18 protein-coding genes and 3 pseudogenes are annotated in these 20,712 nt (G+C 42.8%); 10 read left to right on the top strand and 11 right to left on the bottom strand.

Translation table 11 applies throughout. The annotated features are described in order from the left end of the window. Positions 1-163 precede the first annotated feature (163 nt). From BDE27_RS01120 to BDE27_RS01105, 5 genes and pseudogenes are all read left to right on the top strand, one after another. Positions 164-556 (top strand): TIGR03757 family integrating conjugative element protein, encoded by a 393-nt coding sequence (locus BDE27_RS01120; protein WP_099133993.1) that lies wholly within the window; start codon positions 164-166, stop codon positions 554-556. Then, positions 553-1,323 (top strand): KR domain-containing protein, encoded by a 771-nt coding sequence (locus BDE27_RS01115; RefSeq protein WP_099133994.1) that lies wholly within the window; start codon positions 553-555, stop codon positions 1,321-1,323. Before BDE27_RS01120 ends, BDE27_RS01115 begins: the two co-directional genes overlap by 4 nt. After that, positions 1,253-1,725: pseudogene (locus BDE27_RS19555) on the top strand (4-hydroxyphenylacetate 3-hydroxylase N-terminal domain-containing protein); the annotation flags it as partial. The gene BDE27_RS01115 and the pseudogene BDE27_RS19555, both read left to right, overlap by 71 nt. Positions 1,726-1,737: 12 nt before the next feature. Continuing rightward, positions 1,738-2,406 carry a 4-hydroxyphenylacetate 3-hydroxylase family protein gene (locus BDE27_RS01110; RefSeq protein WP_244589813.1) on the top strand — a complete coding sequence of 223 codons (669 nt, stop codon included), beginning with the start codon at positions 1,738-1,740 and terminating at the stop codon, positions 2,404-2,406. A 78-nt stretch (positions 2,407-2,484) separates the two neighbouring features. Further along, positions 2,485-3,123 carry an MATE family efflux transporter gene (locus BDE27_RS01105; RefSeq protein WP_099133995.1) on the top strand — a complete coding sequence of 213 codons (639 nt, stop codon included), beginning with the start codon at positions 2,485-2,487 and terminating at the stop codon, positions 3,121-3,123. Here the strand turns inward: BDE27_RS01105 and BDE27_RS01100 are convergent. From BDE27_RS01100 to BDE27_RS01095, 3 genes are all read right to left on the bottom strand, one after another. Then, positions 3,120-3,961 (bottom strand): IS5 family transposase gene (locus tag BDE27_RS01100; protein ID WP_120211323.1). Its coding sequence is split into 2 segments (ribosomal slippage): positions 3,120-3,619 and positions 3,619-3,961, totalling 843 coding nucleotides; the frame shifts between segments, so codons are not numbered across the junction. The genes BDE27_RS01105 and BDE27_RS01100 overlap by 4 nt on opposite strands. A gap of 72 nt (positions 3,962-4,033) precedes the next feature. Then, positions 4,034-4,180: a hypothetical protein gene (locus tag BDE27_RS19270; protein ID WP_167450507.1), complete on the bottom strand. Its 147-nt coding sequence runs from the start codon at positions 4,178-4,180 to the stop codon at positions 4,034-4,036. A gap of 4 nt (positions 4,181-4,184) precedes the next feature. After that, on the bottom strand, positions 4,185-5,354 hold the full coding sequence (locus BDE27_RS01095; RefSeq protein WP_120211290.1) for an IS701 family transposase: 1,170 nt from the start codon (positions 5,352-5,354) through the stop codon (positions 4,185-4,187). A 35-nt stretch (positions 5,355-5,389) separates the two neighbouring features. Between BDE27_RS01095 and BDE27_RS01090 the strand changes: the two genes are divergently transcribed. From BDE27_RS01090 to BDE27_RS01070, 5 genes are all read left to right on the top strand, one after another. Then, positions 5,390-6,433: a hypothetical protein gene (locus tag BDE27_RS01090; RefSeq protein ID WP_244208653.1), complete on the top strand. Its 1,044-nt coding sequence runs from the start codon at positions 5,390-5,392 to the stop codon at positions 6,431-6,433. Next, on the top strand, positions 6,430-6,915 hold the full coding sequence (locus BDE27_RS01085) for a hypothetical protein (RefSeq protein ID WP_099134058.1): 486 nt from the start codon (positions 6,430-6,432) through the stop codon (positions 6,913-6,915). Before BDE27_RS01090 ends, BDE27_RS01085 begins: the two co-directional genes overlap by 4 nt. A gap of 241 nt (positions 6,916-7,156) precedes the next feature. Further along, positions 7,157-7,918 (top strand): hypothetical protein, encoded by a 762-nt coding sequence (locus BDE27_RS19715; protein ID WP_244208652.1) that lies wholly within the window; start codon positions 7,157-7,159, stop codon positions 7,916-7,918. Between the two features lie 31 nt (positions 7,919-7,949). Further along, the gene (locus BDE27_RS01075; protein ID WP_099134059.1) at positions 7,950-8,213 is read left to right on the top strand and encodes a PAAR domain-containing protein; all 264 of its coding nucleotides are present in this window, start codon (positions 7,950-7,952) and stop codon (positions 8,211-8,213) included. Positions 8,214-8,561: 348 nt separating this feature from the next. Further along, complete coding sequence (locus BDE27_RS01070; protein WP_099134060.1) at positions 8,562-9,299, top strand: class I SAM-dependent DNA methyltransferase; 738 nt, start codon at positions 8,562-8,564, stop codon at positions 9,297-9,299. A gap of 136 nt (positions 9,300-9,435) precedes the next feature. Here BDE27_RS01070 and BDE27_RS01065 read toward each other — a convergent pair whose 3' ends face one another. From BDE27_RS01065 to BDE27_RS01025, 8 genes and pseudogenes are all read right to left on the bottom strand, one after another. Further along, complete coding sequence (locus BDE27_RS01065) at positions 9,436-10,593, bottom strand: PfkB family carbohydrate kinase (RefSeq protein WP_099134061.1); 1,158 nt, start codon at positions 10,591-10,593, stop codon at positions 9,436-9,438. A gap of 840 nt (positions 10,594-11,433) precedes the next feature. Beyond that, positions 11,434-11,853 (bottom strand): hypothetical protein, encoded by a 420-nt coding sequence (locus tag BDE27_RS01060; RefSeq protein ID WP_244208651.1) that lies wholly within the window; start codon positions 11,851-11,853, stop codon positions 11,434-11,436. A gap of 95 nt (positions 11,854-11,948) precedes the next feature. After that, the gene (locus BDE27_RS01055) at positions 11,949-13,130 is read right to left on the bottom strand and encodes a T6SS phospholipase effector Tle1-like catalytic domain-containing protein (RefSeq protein ID WP_143707547.1); all 1,182 of its coding nucleotides are present in this window, start codon (positions 13,128-13,130) and stop codon (positions 11,949-11,951) included. 515 nt (positions 13,131-13,645) lie between these two features. Further along, on the bottom strand, positions 13,646-14,650 hold the full coding sequence (locus tag BDE27_RS01045) for an IS110 family RNA-guided transposase (protein ID WP_099134140.1): 1,005 nt from the start codon (positions 14,648-14,650) through the stop codon (positions 13,646-13,648). Between the two features lie 123 nt (positions 14,651-14,773). After that, positions 14,774-14,872: pseudogene (locus tag BDE27_RS01040) on the bottom strand (IS982 family transposase); the annotation flags it as partial. A gap of 369 nt (positions 14,873-15,241) precedes the next feature. After that, the gene (locus BDE27_RS01035; RefSeq protein WP_099130724.1) at positions 15,242-16,555 is read right to left on the bottom strand and encodes a sodium-dependent transporter; all 1,314 of its coding nucleotides are present in this window, start codon (positions 16,553-16,555) and stop codon (positions 15,242-15,244) included. A 38-nt stretch (positions 16,556-16,593) separates the two neighbouring features. Next, positions 16,594-16,755: pseudogene (locus BDE27_RS01030) on the bottom strand (branched-chain amino acid transport system II carrier protein); the annotation flags it as partial. Positions 16,756-17,520: 765 nt separating this feature from the next. After that, entirely contained in the window at positions 17,521-20,643 is a 3,123-nt protein-coding gene (locus tag BDE27_RS01025) for an autotransporter outer membrane beta-barrel domain-containing protein (protein ID WP_099130725.1), read from the bottom strand. Positions 20,644-20,712 lie beyond the last annotated feature (69 nt).

Raw genomic sequence — 20,712 nt, 5'->3', positions numbered from 1 at the left:
AATTTTGTCATCCGGTTAAGCCGGGCTGTTATTACCTTGGTTTGTCGGAACTGCATCAGCGAATCGGGGCGTTAATTTTCATTTTCGGAAAATCAGTTACGGGCTGACTTTTACCGTGGCTTGCTTCACGCTGGTCTGAGGGTTTGCAACCGGGGCGGAGAGGATGAAAAAGCTGTATTTAGTGTTTTTGCTGGGATGGAGTGGGGCAGGGAGTGCGGGGACAGTGGTGTATACTGACCGTCAGCACCCGCCGGTGAATCTGATGCCGGACAGTCACATCGTCTGGTTGGATGAAGCTGAACAACAGCAAAAGCAACTCGTTGCCCAACTTTCCGCCAATCCGCAGCAAGCCGCTATTCAGGCACAGGTGATACTGCAATCCTCCCAATGGCGTCAGCAGGAGCAACAACTGATCAAGGCTTACCGTGCTGTGGTGCAGGCATGGCAATCAGGCGTAAAAAAGTATCCGGCCGTGGTCTTTGATGATAGGGAGGTGGTGTATGGCACCGCGGATGTGGCAAAAGCCCGCGCACTCAGGGAGCAATATCAACCATGAGTCTTCAAAGGACACAGTTATTGAGCGACCAAGAGTGGCTATTAGATGCAGATAAGCCCACCGATATTCCGCTTTGTCTCCAGCATATCAACGGACTGGACGAGGTACTATTCTGGGGTATCGGATTATTGCAGGATTCTGGTGTGAAGCCGGTATCAGCACGACAGGAATTGGCGCTTTTGCATCAACTTGCACAGGCAACGCGTGAGAATAACACGAAGCTGCGTATTTTTACCCGGCTCGCTGAGAACGTACAGCTGGATGAGGAAGCAGTGTCTAATTCGGGAGCGCTGTCCGGTTACTTCCGCAGCTTAGTAAGAGAATATCCAAAAGCTGAGTTAACCTTGCTGGATGGAGACTGGTCTGACCATAGCCCGGCCTTTAGCCAGCTATATACCAATCTGTATGTAAACGGGAATTGGCTGGAGAATCGCGAACTGTTTTTACGTGGGGATCGTCTACTGCGGAGGGACATTGTACCGGTAGAAACGCTGTCTGCGGCGACTAAAGAGCCGTTCCGTCAGGGGGGCGTTTACCTGATGGTAGGCGGTGCCGGTGTGGTGGGGCAACAAATTAGCCGCTATCTGGCGGAGCATTACGGTGTCACACTCGTCTGGTTTGGCCGTTCACAACCCGAGAAATTGCACTCACAGGCGATAGCGGGTATCAACGCGCTGGGAGGACAGCCATCTATGGATGGAGCACACGCTGGGTATGGTTCCGCGGGTGCCGGACTTTATGTCGAATGTGGTTGTGGGGCTATATGACTTTCGCCACCATGCAGGCCAGGTTAATCCTCGCTTTAAGGAGAATATTGAACGTTATTACCTCTATTGCCGTGAAAATGACATTAGCCTCACTCACGCGATAGGCGACCCGCAGATTGATCGTTCAGCAACGCTGGAGGAGTGCCCGGAAAGTGGGTTGCGAGTGGTGGAGAAACGGGAAGATGGCATAGTCGTTAGAGGTGCTAAGAACTTGGCAACGCTCGCACCGTTTTGCCATGAGGCACTGATTTATATGTCGCCGTCTTACGCTCTGCGGAAACACAAGGATTACGTCGTCTGGTTAGCGTAGCAATGGAAACACCTGGGTTGCATATACTGTGCCGTGAGGCTCATGTTAAGCGGGGAAGCAGTCACCAGCATCTATTGAGCGAGCGGTTTGATGAACAAGATGCCATGCTGTTTTTTGATGATGTCTTCATTCCCAATGATCGTATTTTCTTACTTGAAGAAGCTGAAACGGCTTTTGAAGGGTTCTTCCGTTTAAACGCTTGGGCACTGTACGTCGGGCAGATCCGTTTTTATCACCGTCTGCGTACGTTCTTGGGAGTTGCGTCGCTGATTAGTCAGTCGATTGGCGTGAATGAATTCAGGGAAATCCAGAATCAGCTCGGGGAGCTCAGTGCGTATTTGGAACTTATCCGGCACTCTTTGGTTGCTATGAATGTCGAAGCCAAAGTGACTGATTCCGGGTTATTGGCACCCGCTTCTACACTGGCACCGGATACATTTGCGGCGCAAATTAGCGGTCGTATCAATGAGATTGTGCGGACGATTTCTGGGGCAGGGATAATCATGCAGCCATCACCTCGAGATCTGGAGACACCGGAGCTACGGCCGTTCCTCGAACGTTATATGCGAGGGAAATCATGCAGCGTTGATTTTAAATCACGCCTGTTTCGCTTTGCCTGGGAAATGGTAGCGGATGCCTTTGGTAGCCGACAGGATATTTATGAGTTATGGAATCGAGGTGATGTTGTACGCAACCGTATCCATCTCTATAAAACGCTTGGCACAAGAGAAGAGGTTGAAAACCATATTAGGCAATTGATTGATACCTATTAAATGAATATTGGGTGTTGCTAACGCGGCCTTTAGGGCCGCGTATAAATAATATTTTAAAATATAGTGTAGGAGTTCATTATGGATAATAAGTCATCTGTATTGCCATTCTCGATTTGGAGTTTGGCGATTCCGATATTTATCGATATGTTATTATCATTTTCGATATTTTTTGTTGATTCATTATTTTTGAGTCATGTTTCAACGACGATGGCCGCATCGGTTGGCGCTATTATTCCCATCTTTGTCATTTTTGTTCTGTTATTTATGATGATGGCTCAGGGAGCAATTAATGTAGGTGGGCAAATTATTGGTGCTGGGAAATTAGAAAAGCTTAATCTTAATTGGAGTGGTATTTTAGTTATTAATGCCTCCTTAGGTTTTATTGTATTTTTAGTGTTATTTTTAGGTTCTTTTCCATTAGCTGAGTCTATGGGATTAAAGAATAATGAAGTGCTGTTTGCTGGTGAGTATCTTAAATATATTTCTATTGCACTATGGTTTATGGCAATCAAGTTTTCACTCAGTGCTATTTGCATGGCTCAGGGAAAAACGCAATATAATTTATACGCGGGAGTAATTGCTAATGGGTTAAATGTTATTTTAAATTTAGTTTTTGTTATTTATTTCAAACTAGGACTGATGGGGGTTATTTTTGCCACTATTATTTCTCAGGTAGTTGTGTGTTTATATTATTTTCTGCTAGGCTGCGTCCCTTAATTAGATAACCGCCTGTAAAAGAGTCGAATACAGCCTAATTTCACCATGGACAAATAGTTTCGTGCGGTTTTTTCGTAACGGGTTGCAATACGCCGATTTCCTTTCAGAAAACCGAAACAGCGTTCGACAACATTGCGGTCACGATAAGCCTGTTCATCAAATTGCGTACGACCATCAGCACTGCCTTTTTCATTGATTTTATAAGGAATAACGCTTTTGATCCTCAATTTACGCAGATAACCGCGGAGCTTTCTACTCGAATACCCTTTGTCTGCCAGCACGGCTTTGCCACGTCGTTTCATGAAACCATTTTTGCGTTGTATACCAATGCCGTCGAGCAAAGGGATGGCGGATTGACTTTCATGAGCTTGCCCAGCGGTCAACATCAGGTTGAGGGGAAAACCCTTTCCGTCGGTTGCCAGGTGGATTTTGGTGCCATAACCACCGCGTGAGCGACCCAGCGCATGATCGTCAGTGATATCGGGATGTTTTTTTTCGCGCCTGCGGCATCTTTACTCGCACGAATATTGCTGCCATCCAGGCAAATTTCAGCCCAGTCAATCAAGCCTTTTTCATCCAGAATGGACAGTAACCGATTAAATATCTTGTTGATAATGCCCGATTTTGACCAGCGATTAAATCGGTTATAGACCGTTTTCCAAGGGCCATAGCGTTCAGGTAAATCACGCCACGGTGCCCCGGAGCACAAGACCCAGAACATCCCATTCATCACACGGCGGTGTTCAACATGTGGACGTCCTGCTCGCTCTGAATGGACTGGGGGCAAACAAGGTTCTATCACTATCCATGCGTCATCAGGAATGTCGTAGCGTGCCATCATCTTTTTCCCATATTGAAAACAGTTTAGATGAGAATACTATCAATTTACATTAAGGGACACAGCCTAGTACTACAGCCGTAATTGCTCTGTCACCATAGGGTTATTCCGACGACGGTAATGACATTGTTGTGCATAGTATTGGTGTCGCCGCCGCCAGTCTGACCAATGTAAAATCTGTTCGACTGCCTCTCCCGTTTTTTCCATCAATTTTGACAACAGCTTACGCAGTTCCGGGATACTCAGGGCTACCAATCCTGCCGGTGTTTTTTTTCTCCCGTATCCGCAAGACCGCCAGCACCGCATGAGCTAATAGCGATAAGGTAATGTGCCGATACCAACTGTGCCATTGCCGCACTTCATAATGATCCAGGCCACATTCCCCCTTCGTTTCCTCAAAACCACTTTCAATTTCCCAGCGATGCCCTGCCACCTGAATCAGGGTTTTCAGGTCAGCCTGTTCTCTGCGGGCATAGACGATATAATAAGCCCGCTCTTGTTTCTCATCCCGGCTGCGCCGAACCAGCAGATAATGACCATAATCCCGCTCTTCCTCACTGAGTTGTAAACGCCAAAGCGGCACCCGGACCCAGTCGTACCAACGTTCTCCCTTTGTCCCCAATCCCGCGGAATGTTTTTCCCAAAACGAAGATGGCAGACTGTCCACAACCTTGTCGGCGCTGGTATATCTGGGCCCTTGCCTCCACACACGTTCATTTTTGGGGATCGCCAGTACAAACGGTTGATATCGGGATTCTAACCAGCACCGCAGACGACGATCTTGACCATACACCGTATCGGCGGTCACCCAACGACAAGAGACGCCGGCATCTAATGCGCGTTCCAACATCTGTTGGGCAAGTTGGGGTTTGGTGGCAAAGGTGACCGAGTCAGGAATGCCAGCGGCTTTACAGCGGGGCCGGTTATCTGTCCATTGTTCAGGCAGATATAAGGCCCGGTCAATAAAGGCATGGCCGCCCTGACCGGCATAACAGAGAAAGACGCCTATCTGACTGTTTTCTATCCGTCCGGCAGTACCGCTATATTGGCGTTGGACGCCAGCAGAATGGGTCCCTTTTTTGATAAAACCGGTTTCATCGATGATGAGGATGCCTTGCTCATCACCGAGATGGTCAGTCACATAGTCGCGTAAAATATCGCGAGCCGCTTCGGCATCCCAACGGGCGCGTTCCAGAAAATATTGAATGCCATCAGGCGAGTGTTCACCCAACCATTCCGCCAGTTGCCAGCTATTTTTACGCTCAACATCACTGAGTAATCCCCTGAGATAGGCGAGGCTGCGTTGCTGTGGACTGGCATGGTGAAATAACGGTGTCAGACGCGTGTGTAATGAGAGCAGTTCTTGTTCCCAAAGGTTGACAGGTGAGTGCATTGAACACCTCCCCCTATTTTCAGGAAGAATATATCATGAGCTATCATGCCACAATGGAGCGTACGACTGTAGTACTAGAAGAAAGAAAAATCAGCCTGATTACAAATATAAATAATCCAACTACAGAGAAGCCTTATATCAGTGGTTATGATTATATTACTGTGGTAGGTGCCAGAACAGCGCCATGGGATTTCAGCTTGGGAGGTGTTACAAGAGGGTTTGAAGAATCAATGGGAAATCAATACCGTTTTATTAATTGTGGGTTACATCAGTTGCAGCTTTTTCCTAAAGCAAGTCAGGGAGATTATGCTGTACAACGAATTATAATTGTGTTTTCACAGGGATATACAGACATGGATCGTCAAAGAATAAATGACTATGCTCAAAAATTAGGTGCCCGTGTCCGCTATGTAACAGATGTACCGATGTTCATTAGGATTATAAATGAAAGAAAACAAAAGAAACGCTTAATCAAAGAGATGGTGTTTTTCTGTCATGGCGTGATTGATTGTGCCACCTTTCATTATCAGGGAAAGAATGTGGAAGAAGGGAAATTTGGGCCAGCCGAAATTAAAAAGGTGTATGAGTCGGTATTTGATTCTGATGCTAAAATAACAACCTACGCTTGCCGGGCAGGAATTTCGGTGGATGGTAGCGATTTTACAGGAAAAAATGCGGGGCAGGATAAAAGCCCGGCACAGCGAATGGCTAATGCCTGGGATGTTGGGGTCAAAGCATTTGAGATGCGCTCTCTCTATGACATCGTTTATGGAACGGGAAAGGAGATTAAAGAGGCGAGAAAATATAGCAAAGTAATTGACAAATATGAAGCAGCTCGCAGAGCTTATAATTATGAATTGAGTAAAGGGAACAAAAACGCCAAACCACCAGAAAAACCAAAAGATTATGACATAATGAAAAAACGTAATGAAGGTTTGAAGGCAAGAGAATACAACGAAGACCACGGTGGAGGCCCTATTGCACCGAATGCTACCTGGCGATTACCGGGAACAGGAAATTCGCCAAAAGGACTAAAAAGTGGTCTGCAAAATTATAATCCAATAGAGTGGATTTTATGAATTTACTTAAAAAAAAGCTTATTGTTAAGATAGCAATTTTGACAATTTTCACTTTATTTTTTTCAGGTGCTTATTATATGTATATGCAAAAATTTCAAATGTATATTAGGGTAACTTCATATGATGTAAACTCGTCTGAGTTTCCTAGTAAAAAGGTCTGGTTCGATGCCAGTGAATGGCTGAAATCTTCGCAGTATATTAAAGTTCATGATGCTTATTTGATTAATAAGAAATTCGTTCCTATTGAAAATTTGAATACGCTGAGTATCACAATGACATTACAGGATGAAATTGATAGTTCAATAAAATTCCCCGAATTAAATGTATTAAAAGATATGGAAGCTATAAAATTCTTGCAATTAATGCAAAATAAAATGAATTATGAATACATATACACAAAATTTGATGAAGAATCATTAAAGCCAGTGCTAGACTTTTTTTTGATTAAATTTCCTTATAAAGAAAAAAATATGAACTATTAGTAATGAGAAGAAAATATGGAAATGAGTATGTGTACGACCATTTCGACTCTATTTACAGAGAAAATGAATGGCATAAACATAATAAAGACACTCTAATATATAGAGATTATCTTGCAGGCAAGATTGATTCATACAAACAATAAATTAAACAAAGACATAGTTGTTGGATTTTAAATTCTATTAAAAACGTATTTTACCAGCAACTATAGCGTTAGTTATTGTGACCGGAGATATCATAAATATGACAATAGAAATTAATGAAGACCAATGGAATATGCTAAAAAAACATTCATTCAATTCATTTATTGATGAACTGGTAGTACATTGTAATGAATCCTATCCCTATCTTAAAATAAAATTAGGTGAAGATAAATTGAGGACAGCGCTGGAAAACGCAATAGAAAAATCGAAAAACGATGGATTTGATCAACGCGGTACTGTTCAGTTTTATATTGATATGCTTATTTTATTTGGTACCGAATTTCAAACTGACCCACAATATGTATGGATAAAGACGATCCTAGATAATCACTCCTGCCTTGGGCAATTAGAAAGAACAAGTTTACTTTATCATGAGATCATTCGATATTTTAATGAAGTGCATGGCGAACAAGATGAATATCTGAAAACCAGTATATTTAAATTTCAAAATATCAATATTGAACGCTTAAATGTTCAATGGAATACCTATGAAAGTAATGTAGACTCACTATTAAATTCTCTTTTTCCACAAAAATATCGATATATTAAACAAGATAATATCAATAAATCCATTCAATTTGGTGTTGAAAAATCCAATCAATATGGCATAAAAAATGCCAATTATTCAGCGTTTTTAACATTAACAATGTTTTTATTAGGACATCAATTCGATCAGGATATTTTCTTTCCTCATTTCAATGAAAGGTTGTTAAAACAATATCATTCTGATGTTGATTCATTAATCATAGAAATAGAAAATAAAACCAAAGATTATTTAAAAATACTATCTTCAATAGAATGAAAATATTGCAGATGATTACAGAGAGATAAATATGTCAAATAAACCAGTTATCCGGTTAAATGATACGACCGATCATGGTGGTAAAGTGATCACTGCCATTGATGGTTATGTTTATCAAGGAGTTCCCATTGCTGGAAAAGGTGATTTAGTTGTTTGCCCAAAATGTGAAGACACATTCCCGATAATAGAAGGGAGTGAGTCTTTAAAGTATCAGGGCAAACAGGTTGCCTTGGAAGGTATGAGCACAGCTTGCGGCGCAAAACTGATTGCCAGTCAAAATAAACTGCGTGCCTGACACTAACACGAAATTATATGAGCGGAAGTTAGTCTGACTTTCCGCTTGATTCTCATTGATGTTACATTTTCTCACCAGCTAACTCTATTTGAGCCTGTTCGGGGAAATGCGCCTTGACAGCGACTTATTTTTTATACTCAGTTTTCATCACAGACAAGGGGTTCTCAGCTTAAAATGGGGCAATGCGCTTGAATAGAGCAACATCTGATTATTCCTGATTTAATTTAAACAGATTGTTTATCGTGTAAAATTAATCACATTACAAAAATAATTATATCTCATTATTCCATGATACTTTATCCTTATAAAATAGTACCCTTATTTTATTTTTTATCAGGAGCCATAATAATGGAAGAGCAAGCAAGCTATGATTCAATTGGAGAACATTACGAACAATTTTCCAATACGGTAGCCCAACGACAGTCTGAACTTCAGGATATACTCAACATGGTCGGTGAGATACAAGGAAAGTCAGTGCTGGATCTAGCTTGCGGGTATGGTTATTTTGGGCGGGAATTTCACCGCCGTGGGGCGTCAAAAGTGGTTGGCGTCGATATCTCTGAAAAAATGATTGAACTCGCTAAAACCAAGTCAAAACTGTATGGTGATGATATTGAGTTCCATGTACAAAATGTATGTGAGATGAAATTAGATGAAAAATTTGATATCGTCATCGCCGCTTTTTTATTCCACTATGCAGAATCCACAGAAGAACTGGAAACGATGTTTCAGGCAGCCGCTGATCATTTAAAACCTTCCGGCAAATTAATTGCTTATATGGCATCACCTGATTATCGGTTAGAAAGCGGAAACTGTGAGAATTATGGTTTTAAGATTTTGAGCGAAGAGCCCTGGAAAAATGGCTTCCGTCACCAGGCAAAATTTCTGTCAACCCCCCCAAGCCCTTTTACGTTTTATCGTTGGAGCCGTGAAAGCTATGAAAAAGCGCTTAAAAAAGCAGGATTCGATCATTTTAGCTGGAAAAAACCTACGGTCCTGGACAGCGATTTAGTGCGTTATCCTCAAGGTTTTTGGGATAATTACCTACAAAATTGTGTCCATACCGGACTTGTTTGCCAGTTTTAAGCTCACTCCCCATTCCTTCCACATGACGATTGGATTAAATTCAATCAGACATAAACATTGACATGAATGGACTTTGAAAAAAATGCCGGGTCCAGCCCGGCCCTAGCCACAATACTAACATTCTCATTTTTTATTTTTATGATATTTGTTGGTTATTCATCATTGTTATTGGATCTAATAGCAGTAACTTATCAACAGCAAATGGAGACAGGGTTAGTGAATGTGTTAATTCAGTAGACAGGACAAGTGCAGCACAACGTTGGGCGAAATATACACTTTCCTTAAAGTCCATACCTGCCAACGCGCAATGAACTAACCCTGCCATCATTGCATCACCGGAACCCGTGTTATTGACAACATCAACAGGAAATGCCGGAGAGTGACCCGATATATAATCTAACTCACTGTAGTAAACACCGTCAGCGCCCATACTTAAAACTACCCGCTGTACCCCTTGTTCATGAAACCATGATGTGACCCACTTAGCCTCTTTTATTGAGTTAATTTTAATGCCACTGATTTTTTCTGCTTCCAGCCGATTGGGTCTGATAGTATGAATATAGGATAACCAGTTACGTACTATGCCCGCCTTATATGACGAGACAGGATTAACAAATATGGGCACATTACCTGAGTTTTTAAATAACCATTCCAGAGCATCCTCTTTCAAATTGCAGTCGATACTCAGTATGCCGGCCCGCTCAATAAGCGCTTTAGATTTATTTAGCAACTCAGGCGTGAGTTTTTTCAAAATATCCATATCACTCACGGAAGTGTGCGGTTCACCATGACTATCAACTATTGAATGATAAATCGAAGTTCTTTCATTATTGAGTTTATGAGAATGGCTAAGATCAACACCGGCTAACCGGGTTTCTCTAAACAATCTTTTTCCATATGAATCATCACCAAAAACAGAAATTAAATAACTGTCATTCTTTAACGCGGCAATGTTATGCGCCACATTTCGGGCGACACCACCTAGCGTATATTTTGTTTTCCCTGGGTTGGAATCTTTCTTTAATAATTCAGTCGAAGCGAAGCTGGTAATATCCATGTTGGAAGCCCCCACCGTTACGGCATAATTTCCACTGGAAAAAATGTATCCTTTTCCTTTTATATGCCCTTTTTTTTGTAGGTTAAGGATATATCCTGCAACGCTTGAACGACTAATGCCAATAGTATCAGCGATTTCTTTTTGGGCGAGAAAAGGATTTTTCCTGAGAAGTTGTAATATTCTAAACTCCAGATTATCCATTTTTCTCATATCATGCCCTTTATTGTTTTTAAACATAGTTGTTTTTATTCCATTGATTAATGACAGTAAAGCGTATTTTTATACATTATGCTGGTAGTGAGAAAGCGATCGAAAACTCAATGATATATTATTTATCGTTAAAAATGTGATTTTACTCTTGAATTTTTACCTGAAAAATAACCCATTGACGGAATTTTAAAACACTTAGCATGGTAACCATATTTTATTTCAATTTATTTACATACAAAACAAATGGTTGCATTATGTCCGCATTATTATTAGCACTTGTCTTTTCTTCTGTTTCAATTTTATTCTGCAAATGAAATGGGGATTTCTCAATTACATTAAAATGTGATAATTAACACACTTTCACCGATATGAAATATTGGCCCACGATTTTATTGCGGTGTAATATTTTTCATATTGAATAAGGTTTTTTATTATACCGTTAAATTTATTTGACTATGTCGTCACCATGAGTGCTTTTAATTATTAATACATTACTTATATAAATGAAATATTTCCCTTCATCATAATAACCAATATTTATATTTAACTACCTTTTTTATTAGTGAGGGGGAATAATCCGTTAAGAACTCCCCATCAATCGATTGATATCTGTCAGCTCAGGGATGAAAAAAAACGTCATGCATGGAGACGGATTACTCGAGAAAATTTGTTGTCCCAAAGAGATAACTACTTGAAGTGATAATAATTTTTTTTGGGGGGGAACCTGTGCTTGAATCAGGATCACCACTGGATGTGATGCCGTATCCAAGAAAAGGCATTCAAAACAAAGAAAAAATAGCGGCGTTTCAAGTGACTGCCCAAACAGCCGCTCATTTCTCTTATAGGTAAAATAATGGAACATGCTATTCAGTACTGCTGCTTACCACACGCAAATGCCGTCATCGCCCAGGCATTTCGCATCCACCGGTCTGTTTCTGCCCAAAACGCCCATTTCGCCTGATGCTCTGCGGAACCTGAGCTGGCCGCCAGGTAATCCGTAGAGGTCACGTAAAATTCCCGCGCCCAGCCATCATAGAGATAAAAGTTCCCCCATTCCTCATAGAGCCGTTCGAGGACATATTTGGAGGCAATCCGGCTGCCGAGTGATTGGCAAAGCTGTTTCGCATGAGAATAAAAGTCTTTTGTCAGGCCCGAGCGCTCAAACCAGGTGTGAACCGTCAAGGTCAGTTCAGCCTGTTGCCCGGTCTCATCAGTACCGGTGAGCCTTACTCCATCAGGATTTTGCTGTATTGTCTGATAATTCGGTTTTATTGCCGTTGACAACACTGGATAAAAAAATCACCGGCGCGCAGATCATCAAACCCAATGGAGATAAAAAATTACTGTCCGGCAGCCAGAAAAAAGGGGCGTTTATTATTGCATCAGAACTGAAAGCGTCCCCCGACACTATTCCAGTGTGATGAGCAATGGACGTATTTAGTCTGGATCAAGGCTAACTCTTCTGCGTTAAAAGGAATTAATGACTGGCCTTGTCGAACAGCACGCCCTTGATTGATTGCTTTTTCTGCCAATGCAGTAAGCTCTGAGGGTAGTTTATAATCGTCATCTTTATCGCTGGGTTTACTAAAAATCACACCAGACTCTTGTGCGGCATCCTGCATGACCAGCATGACTACTTTAGACCAGTCATTGGTGATTTCCCGATACAGCACTGTCGCCGATGCTACTTGTTTTTGAAAACGTTCCAGCTCGTTACGCGGGTAAAACTGGTTATTTTGCCACGTTTCTACTTTCACCTCGTTGTTGTGCAATAACGGGGCAATAGCCGGATAGCTTCTTATCTGAGATAATTCTTCCTGTGCTTTTCTATATATCCAGGTGGCGTTATTAGGGGTACTTTCATCCACGGTAAGGCTACGTGGCCGGGTGATAAATAACCGTTCTGTTTCCATCGGGTTATAGCCCCCGCCAATATCGGAATGCGCGCCGGGGAATATCAATTCCGGGTAATCAGGCTTAATGCTATTTAAAGAGAAATTATAACGACATTCATTCATGGCCGTAATATGGAAAATATGCTCTGCTATGCCATCAGGTAAACAAATATAAACATCGCCCGTATCAGCGGTATGAGGGTTAAGTCCATTTCTGAGTGTACCCATCGCCGCAACGGTATCAAAAATACCCAGAAAACGGCTTTTCCCTGTAGGATACGTGGACTTATTCAGGTAACGTCGTTGATTAAAACCATCAGTTAAGGCCTGCACCAGAATAGGATCACGATTAAAAACCCGGTTGGCAAAATGGCGGGCAGCCGCTGCTCCCCGACTAAAACCAATAATATCAAACTGGAGACATCTGATATTATCCTGAATCTTTTTCAGTGATTCTGTTAGCTCAATCTTTATTTTTTGGATATCCTCCAGCTTGTCCCGCAGATTGGCAATCAAAAACGCAAAGGACTCGAAAACACGGACAATATCAGGGTCATGAGAGGAAACCAGAAATTCAGCCAGATGCGGCGACTCTTTCGCGATGTGCTCAGCCAGCTCTCGCAGGTAAGCGCGCTCTTTTAGATAAAGCGATTCCTTTTCGCTTTTCATTGAATTTAACTTATGTTTTATCAATTGGGCTTCGGTATTATGCTGAATACCAGCGAGATAAAATGCGTAGCTGAACAGCAAAGCACATTTATTCTACACATCAATCAATCAAATTAATTAACGAATTAAATCCACTTTTTGGCTGGTTTTGGCGGAATATGGGGGGATTATCGGAATATGCGCGAAAATTCAGGTAAAAATAAAGATGCCAGGATCGCCTTCGGTTGGCGAACAAAATCTATGGTCTTCCCCGTTTTTGCAACACTCATTTTGATGTATGGTTGGCTTGCTTAAATCTATCCGGCGTCTCTATGAGTATGGATACCCGCGCCACGATGAGTTCTGCGCCTGATGAACCTTAAAAACTCCCCGGCTTCAATGAGCCATTTTGTTTCTTAGGTTATTCATCAGGCCGATTGGCCGTTCATGTCATCAATAATCAGTCTTCGCAAAACCAGATAGGTAACGTGTATTTCACTGTTTAATCATCAAGTTATTGAATCAGCCAGCCTCTATTAGGCCTGATACTCATTTTGTCGAGTAGTGATTGCCCAGGCTATTCTTGCCAGCTTATTAGCCAATGCACAGGCAACCACATTCGAATGTTTCTTGCTCAGTTGTGCCTGAACCCACTCGGCAAGTCTCCCATGCTGATGCTCAAGCCGCATCATAAACGCCCGGGCGCATTGAACCAGCAATCGGCGCAAATTTTTGTTGCCGCGTTTGCTGATACCCAGCAGAGTCGGTTTTCCCCCTGTACTGTATTGTCGGGGAACAAGCCCCATCGAAGCCGCAAAATCCCGGCTGCATGAAAATTGTTTTCCGTCACCAAGCTGGGATGAAAGTAGGCTGGCGGTAATGGGTCCTACCCCCGGTATTGTCATCATGCGTTGAGTCGCATCGTCCGCTTTGATGGACTGTTTTAATTCTAATTCCAACGTGGTTATTTGCTCGACAAGATAAAGGTAGTGGGCATGTAATTTCATCAGTAAACGGCTCAGATAATCGGGCACGTCGTGTTCTGCCAGAACCAGAGATAACCGTTTAATGACCGCCTCGCCTTTTGGCAGACTGATACCAAACTCCAGCAAAAAGGCGTGCATTTGGTTAGTGGTCTTTACCTTATCTTTGATGAGTGATTCTCTGACACGATGCAGTGCTCTCATCGCCTGTTGCGTCTCCGTTCTCGGCTGGACAAAACGCATTGAGGGGCGTGATGCCGCTTCACATATCGCCTCTGCATCAACGAAATCATTTTTGTTACTTTTGACAAAAGGACGAACAAACTGCGGAGATATCAGCTTCGCATCATGGCCTAAATCAGCGATCCGACGAGCCAGAAAATGTGCACCCGCACAAGCTTCCATCACGACGGTAGTCGATGTACACCCAGCTAAAAATTCCATTAATTTTGGGCGGGTAAATTTTTTACGCAGCATAGTCTTGCCGAATTTGTCCTGACAATGGATATGGAAAGAATGCTTGCCGAGATCGATACCAATAAGGGTGACGTTTTGCATGATGGACTCTCCAGAAAAAATACTCTATAAAGAGTATGGTTCACAAGGTGGGGAAGACCATCTCATTAACTCCCGTAGCCTGCAAGGGAGAGCAAGCATTGCGGTACATCTGCGCACTTTTGGAAGCAGGTATCCGTTATCGAGACAAAATTGCTCCCACTTCGGGATAAAAAAACGGCAAAAATCGTCGACACCACAAAAAATTTCAACTAACTTGTCCATGACCTGTTCCTTCCCGGAGCTGTTTCGGCATGTACCAAAACATGGCTCCTGGAACAGGCTTCACGTCAATTTCTTATCCAGAATGCGGGTTAATTAACTTAATTTCGCTAATCAGTTATTAGCGACTTGATTAGTCAAACATTCATTATGTGAATCCAAACTCCATATGAAATTTTCTATCAAACATTTGAGTGTCTTAGGAAAATTGGAGGATTAAAATCGGTTCGAGGCATTTTTATGATGGTTAACGGGCGGTTTTGGTGGATAAACTCGCCCGTTTAAATTTTTACCTAAAATGTAGCAGTGTTACAAAATTGCAGCATCATTCTCTATCAAATAAAAATGAATGAAAGATGATACTTAACACAATCAAATAAGTCCGTGTACCAAAATCACCCCGATACATAAAGGTCCGACATATCGCCATACAAACCGTAAACACTGACGTTTCCGCGATGACATATTATCCGGTATTAGTGCATTGACCTTACGTGACCAACCAAATACGAGGCAAATGATAATCCCGAATAATGGCATGAGAACATTGGAAGTAATAAAGTCCAGCATGTCGAAGATGGATTTTCCACCTAATGTGACGTGACTTAGGGGGCCAAAAGATAAGGAAACAGGGATCCCCATTAACATAATCGATGCCGTGACTATTAAGCTTGTTTTACGACGTGACCATTGAAAACGCGTCTGAACATAAGCAACAATGTGCTCAAGTAATGAAATTGCTGAGGTCAGCGCGGCCATTAATAACAATAAAAAGAAAGTGACTGCTAAGATTGAGCCACCAGGAAGACTGGCGAAATAAATTGGCATCGTCATAAACGTTAATCCGGGGCCCGCATTTGGTTTTAAACCAGCAGCAGCCAAAGCAGGAAAAATCATCAGACCAGCCAATATACAGACCAAACAGGAGAGGATTACAACCCAGATACTCGATTTACCAATACCTTTGTTATTAGGCAAATAGGAGCTGTACGTAATGTGGATACCTAAACCGATAGACAGTGAAAAAAATGCCAACCCTAATGCATCTAAAACACCTTTTCCGGTCAAACTATTGAAATCTGGGTATAAGAATAATTTTAGCCCTTCTGATGAGCCCGGTAAACGGATGCCGATAATAATTAACACTATCATGATCAAGAATAACAGCGGCATCATGACCTTAACTGATTTTTCCAAACCTTTCTGCACACCAGATAATACAACGAAACAGGTTAGCCCTGAAAATGCCAGATGTGCGATTATCGGCCACCATGGATTGCTGATGAAATTGGTGAAAATAGATGTCAGTTGAGAGATGTCTGTAATATTCAACTTTCCTGTACTTGCCATCACCGTGTAGCCTATGGTCCAACCACCGACAACACTGTAGAAGCTATAGATACACCATGAACTGAATACACCTATAAGGCCAACCCACCCCCAGTGTTTACCAAGTAATTTTTTAAACGCATTAACGGCCACTTCACCCGTACTGCTTCCCAGCATATTTTCAGCTAACAGAACCGCTAATCCAATCACAAAGCTAAACAATAAAAATACAACCAGAAATGCACCACCACCATTTGTTGCTGAAACATACGAGAACTTCCAGATGGCACCAATGCCAACGGCAGATCCGGTTGCGGCTAATATGTGCCCCAGACGGGATGTCCATTGTTGACTCATGCTAACCCCCGAATAAATACAGTGTTAGCACATGTACCTAGGCCCATAGCTGTAAGCAAAAAACCAGCAGCAGCGCTCCAAACATACTCACCCGCTTGCAGGTCAACCATAGGCGGGATGATATTTCCTGTCCCGACGAATAAGGCAAAGGTCATAAAGCCCAATGCCCAAATATCTTTAGATGATAAACGGTATGTCATAATAATTGTTAACTTATTGTTGTGAAAATAATTGCAAATGTAATAGTAACCATCACAATCTCTTGAATTTCCATTGACGAAACTGGATTCTGATTTAACAGTCAGTGATAAGCATCATATTCACTGATATTCGCAAGATACAGAATGATAGTGGTAACATCAAAGATATTATCTTCGTTATAACCTGAAGCATTAACGGAGAAGAGTTTGCTGAGCATATTTAACGACCCATCGCAAGACGCCAATCTTGAATCGGTATGATCCATTTTTAGAAGCCGCTTAAACCACCAGCCACACAACTTCAGCAATCGAGTGCTACTGAGTTCTGACAGGCTGTGGTATTGCCTTTTGAAAACGACAGATCTATTTTAGGATTTTTTTGAACTCAATTTGTTTATGAAAAGTTCACATGCAAGCCTTGGATAATAAGTAAACATTCATGCTCCCGCCTTGCTAAAAAACAACACGAAGTAAGGAAAAACAAATTCCTAGCCGTAATATAAATAAAGATAATTAGAGTAACAATCAAAAAACTGACGGTGTTAAATAACCTGATTAGACATGAAAATAGTTACACCAACACGAAGTAAAAATGAGACCCTTCAATTATGGAGTTAACTGAGTGGGTAAAAATTAAAGGACATTAATAGAAACGGCATTTAATACCCCACAATAAAACCATAAAAAATATTCACCACACAAATATTGTGGAGCCAGCATGACTGACTCCACATATTTTATCGAATATTTACATCCCGCCCATCCTCAGAATTGCCATCTAAAACCGACATTCATACTATTATCCTGATGACTGCTGGAGAGCAATCCACTATAGCCAAGCGTGAATGAGACGTTATTACTTGCATTCATCTCCGCATTAGCTTTTAACACCACACCATCACGAGAGGCAGGCACGCTACGAGTCACAAATGTTGTGTTACTGCCACGGAACGATAAACCTGTTGCCCGTTCACGCTCACCGTATTGGTGTTGCCAACCTAATTCTCCATTTAAGGTAATTGAAGAACCCCATGCAGCCTGCCAGCTATGATTGGCACGCAATCCCAATGTGGAGAGAGTTGCTTCAGTATGTTGGCTGTTACCGTGAAGTGCGACTGCGGCACCGTTCTCGTTAATACCTTCATTGCGGAAATTGACGTAAGCCAGGTTAACGAATGGCTCCAGATTCACAGCCCCTGTCGGCAGATGGTAAGCAAGTTCAGCGGATAATTGTGTTGTCCGCCCACTGTACTTGGCATTCTCACTATCACGCTGACTGCCATAGCTGATAAAGCGTTTGGTATCAATACGGTGCCACGTGAACCCGCTATTGGCACGCAAAATAAAGTCACCAAATTGACGATCACCATAAAGAGCGAGGTGATAGTTATTACTGTCAGCAGTAGCACTGTTGCCGCCATCAAGGGAAGTACGGGTGTAACCAGTTGCGATACCAAGACGGCTGTATTCATCAATAAGAGCATCCGCACCAAGGAATAAACCATAGTTGGAAGCCTGATAGCCCGTCGCATTCGCTGTACCAGAAGCGTGGCTCCATGCACCAAGTAGCCGAACCCATGCACCGTTCCTGTCTCCATGAATATCGGGCGAAGATGAACGGCCTTCAGCCTGACTCAAACGAGAATTCAAAGTATCACGTAAATAACGGCTGTCATTAACCAACTGAGACGCGATATCAGCGTGGATTTGCCCATCAAGCTGACGGAACGCAGATCGAGCTTGCTCCGCAGAACTGCTGGCTAAGATACTTTCGTAAACCGGATTACCCCTATCAAGGGTATCAGCGGCAGCAGCTACTGCACGTTCATTCTGTGTCTTAGCAAAATCGACAAAAGCAGTCTCATTACGCCCAATATGGAGAGTGACTTCTCCAGGCTGATAAGACAATCCTGTGCCAAGGAAGAGATAATTCGGGACAACATCATCAAAGCGACCATTGATATTCTGCTTCGCACTAAGAATAGTGTATTGCTGACCAGTCAGGCTTCGCACGTCTTCAAAAGAAAGCAAGTTACCCGTATTCTCAAGAGAAACGGTAACTTTTCCTCCATCAATCTGCGCACTTTTTTCAACCTGAATTTTGTCACTGCGCCCATCGGAAGCGATTTCAACCGCGTAATGAGAACCGGGTTCAAAGGTAATTTTTTCGGCAACCTTAAGCGTACCCATAGAGTTACCTGGTGCTACAGTACCGCCACGCTGCACATTGAGCGCCCCCACCGTACCATTCCCGCCAAGAATGCCACTTTCCATTACTGAAATGGTAGAAGAGACACTACCACTAACATTTAGTAATCCCTGTTTGACCAGCGTTGGGCCAGAATAGGTATTTTGGCCACTGAGAGTCAGCCCACCTCTACCTTGTTTGGTTAATCCACCATGACCACTGATATCATTGCTCCATTGATCCTGAGCACACTGACCCGCATCACAGACACGTTCAGTTGGTTTACCCTTATCGAGCACAGCACCAACACCCGGAATATCAGCAATAAACTGACCCTTGCCGTAGGCCACTCCGTCAGGATCTGGAATACGGAATTTTTCAGGGATATCTTCTGCGGTATAGAACATGCCAGGGCCATTTATTGCTTTACCGAGGTTGATCAATCCCCAGCCGTAAAGCGCATCAATGCCCTTTTCTCCCATATCAGTAGCCGTAGTGCGAAGCACGGAAGCTACTTGATCGCCGGTCATATATGGGAAACGCTCCATCAATACCGCAATACTACCACCAGCATGTGGCGCAGCCATTGAAGTCCCTCTGTAACTGTCATAGCCGGTAGTTATATTGTCTATTCCTGTTCCCTTAATAACTGAGCTATATATCCAGCTACCAGGTGCACTGACACAAAAACTGGCAGTATAGCCACAGCGGGAGGAAAAATCGCTGATGGAATAAGGCACACTATTGGTACTATTTGGATCTTTTTGCAAACTAGTGACTGTCAGCCAGTTTGGTGCAATCTCTGGTACAAACCAAGCCAAGCCCGCGATAGCATCTGGATTACTGTAGTTATTACTATTACCAGCAGCAAAAATTGTCACAATGCCGCTACGAGCCGCATCAATTGCGCCCTGATATGCACCACCAGGTTTTGTACCCAAAATCGGTTTTATTGCATCAAACTGCTTCTGGGCCTCAGCTAAAGTAAAATGGGCTGCGTTCGGATCTTTCCCACCCCTCTCAAGCTCCCTGTCAATACCAATTCCCCAGCTGTTGTTAATGATACGAGCACCGCTATCTATCAACGCATTCCAACCAGCCTGGTAAACACCACCATCATTGCCTAAGATAATGCCATCTTCAGGACCAGGATCACCGTTATCCGCACTGAGTATTTGGGCGTTATAGGCCACACCATGCATTTCTTTGCCCTCTCGGTTACCCCCCGCTATGCCTGCAACATGGACACCATGTGCTCCTAGCGTCCCGTACCTATCCACGGACGGCGTGCCATCATAGGTGAATGGATCACCTTTCTTCACCGGAATATAGGGATCGGTATACTCACGTATCCCAGAAGTCACTAAGTTAGTGACCTTGCCTTTTCCCATAAACTCAGGATGCTTGGCATAAACTACCTGATCAAATATTCCTAATTTGATCCCCTTACCGGTATAACCTCTGGCATAAGCTTCATCAGCATGAATTGCACTAAGCCCCCATTGACTCAAAAACTCACTGGAACGCCAACTGGCAGGATCGCCACTCCGCCCTTTCTCAACATAATTTTCCGCATAGGCTCCTGCGCTGGCCGCGGCCAAACAGCAAGCGATAGCGTGATAAAGTACTCGTGGTTGGGTTTTGACTGATAAACGTGTGGACGTCAGAGGGTTCCAAGGTATTCTGTATTTCTTATTCATTTTAGTCACCATCCATTGTTGATTTGCAAAAATGCCAGCTCTTATGTTTTTTATTGTGTAGGCAGCTTG

This window comes from Xenorhabdus ehlersii, assembly GCF_003610465.1.
Classification (GTDB): domain Bacteria; phylum Pseudomonadota; class Gammaproteobacteria; order Enterobacterales; family Enterobacteriaceae; genus Xenorhabdus; species Xenorhabdus ehlersii.
This window is presented reverse-complemented; position numbering and strand designations above follow the sequence as displayed.

Bases quoted from the DNA above. Each gene is read 5' to 3' on its own strand.
- BDE27_RS01105 (WP_099133995.1), top strand. From the start codon at position 2,485: ATGGATAATAAGTCATCTGTATTGCCATTCTCGATTTGGAGTTTGGCG.
- BDE27_RS01075 (WP_099134059.1), top strand. From the start codon at position 7,950: ATGTCAAATAAACCAGTTATCCGGTTAAATGATACGACCGATCATGGT.
- BDE27_RS01055 (WP_143707547.1), bottom strand. From the start codon at position 13,130: ATGAAAAGCGAAAAGGAATCGCTTTATCTAAAAGAGCGCGCTTACCTG.
- BDE27_RS01110 (WP_244589813.1), top strand. From the start codon at position 1,738: ATGCTGTTTTTTGATGATGTCTTCATTCCCAATGATCGTATTTTCTTA.
- BDE27_RS01070 (WP_099134060.1), top strand. From the start codon at position 8,562: ATGGAAGAGCAAGCAAGCTATGATTCAATTGGAGAACATTACGAACAA.
- BDE27_RS01095 (WP_120211290.1), bottom strand. From the start codon at position 5,354: ATGCACTCACCTGTCAACCTTTGGGAACAAGAACTGCTCTCATTACAC.
- BDE27_RS01025 (WP_099130725.1), bottom strand. From the start codon at position 20,643: ATGAATAAGAAATACAGAATACCTTGGAACCCTCTGACGTCCACACGT.
- BDE27_RS01120 (WP_099133993.1), top strand. From the start codon at position 164: ATGAAAAAGCTGTATTTAGTGTTTTTGCTGGGATGGAGTGGGGCAGGG.
- BDE27_RS19715 (WP_244208652.1), top strand. From the start codon at position 7,157: ATGACAATAGAAATTAATGAAGACCAATGGAATATGCTAAAAAAACAT.
- BDE27_RS01085 (WP_099134058.1), top strand. From the start codon at position 6,430: ATGAATTTACTTAAAAAAAAGCTTATTGTTAAGATAGCAATTTTGACA.
- BDE27_RS01045 (WP_099134140.1), bottom strand. From the start codon at position 14,650: ATGCAAAACGTCACCCTTATTGGTATCGATCTCGGCAAGCATTCTTTC.
- BDE27_RS01035 (WP_099130724.1), bottom strand. From the start codon at position 16,555: ATGAGTCAACAATGGACATCCCGTCTGGGGCACATATTAGCCGCAACC.
- BDE27_RS01090 (WP_244208653.1), top strand. From the start codon at position 5,390: ATGAGCTATCATGCCACAATGGAGCGTACGACTGTAGTACTAGAAGAA.
- BDE27_RS01115 (WP_099133994.1), top strand. From the start codon at position 553: ATGAGTCTTCAAAGGACACAGTTATTGAGCGACCAAGAGTGGCTATTA.
- BDE27_RS01065 (WP_099134061.1), bottom strand. From the start codon at position 10,593: ATGTTTAAAAACAATAAAGGGCATGATATGAGAAAAATGGATAATCTG.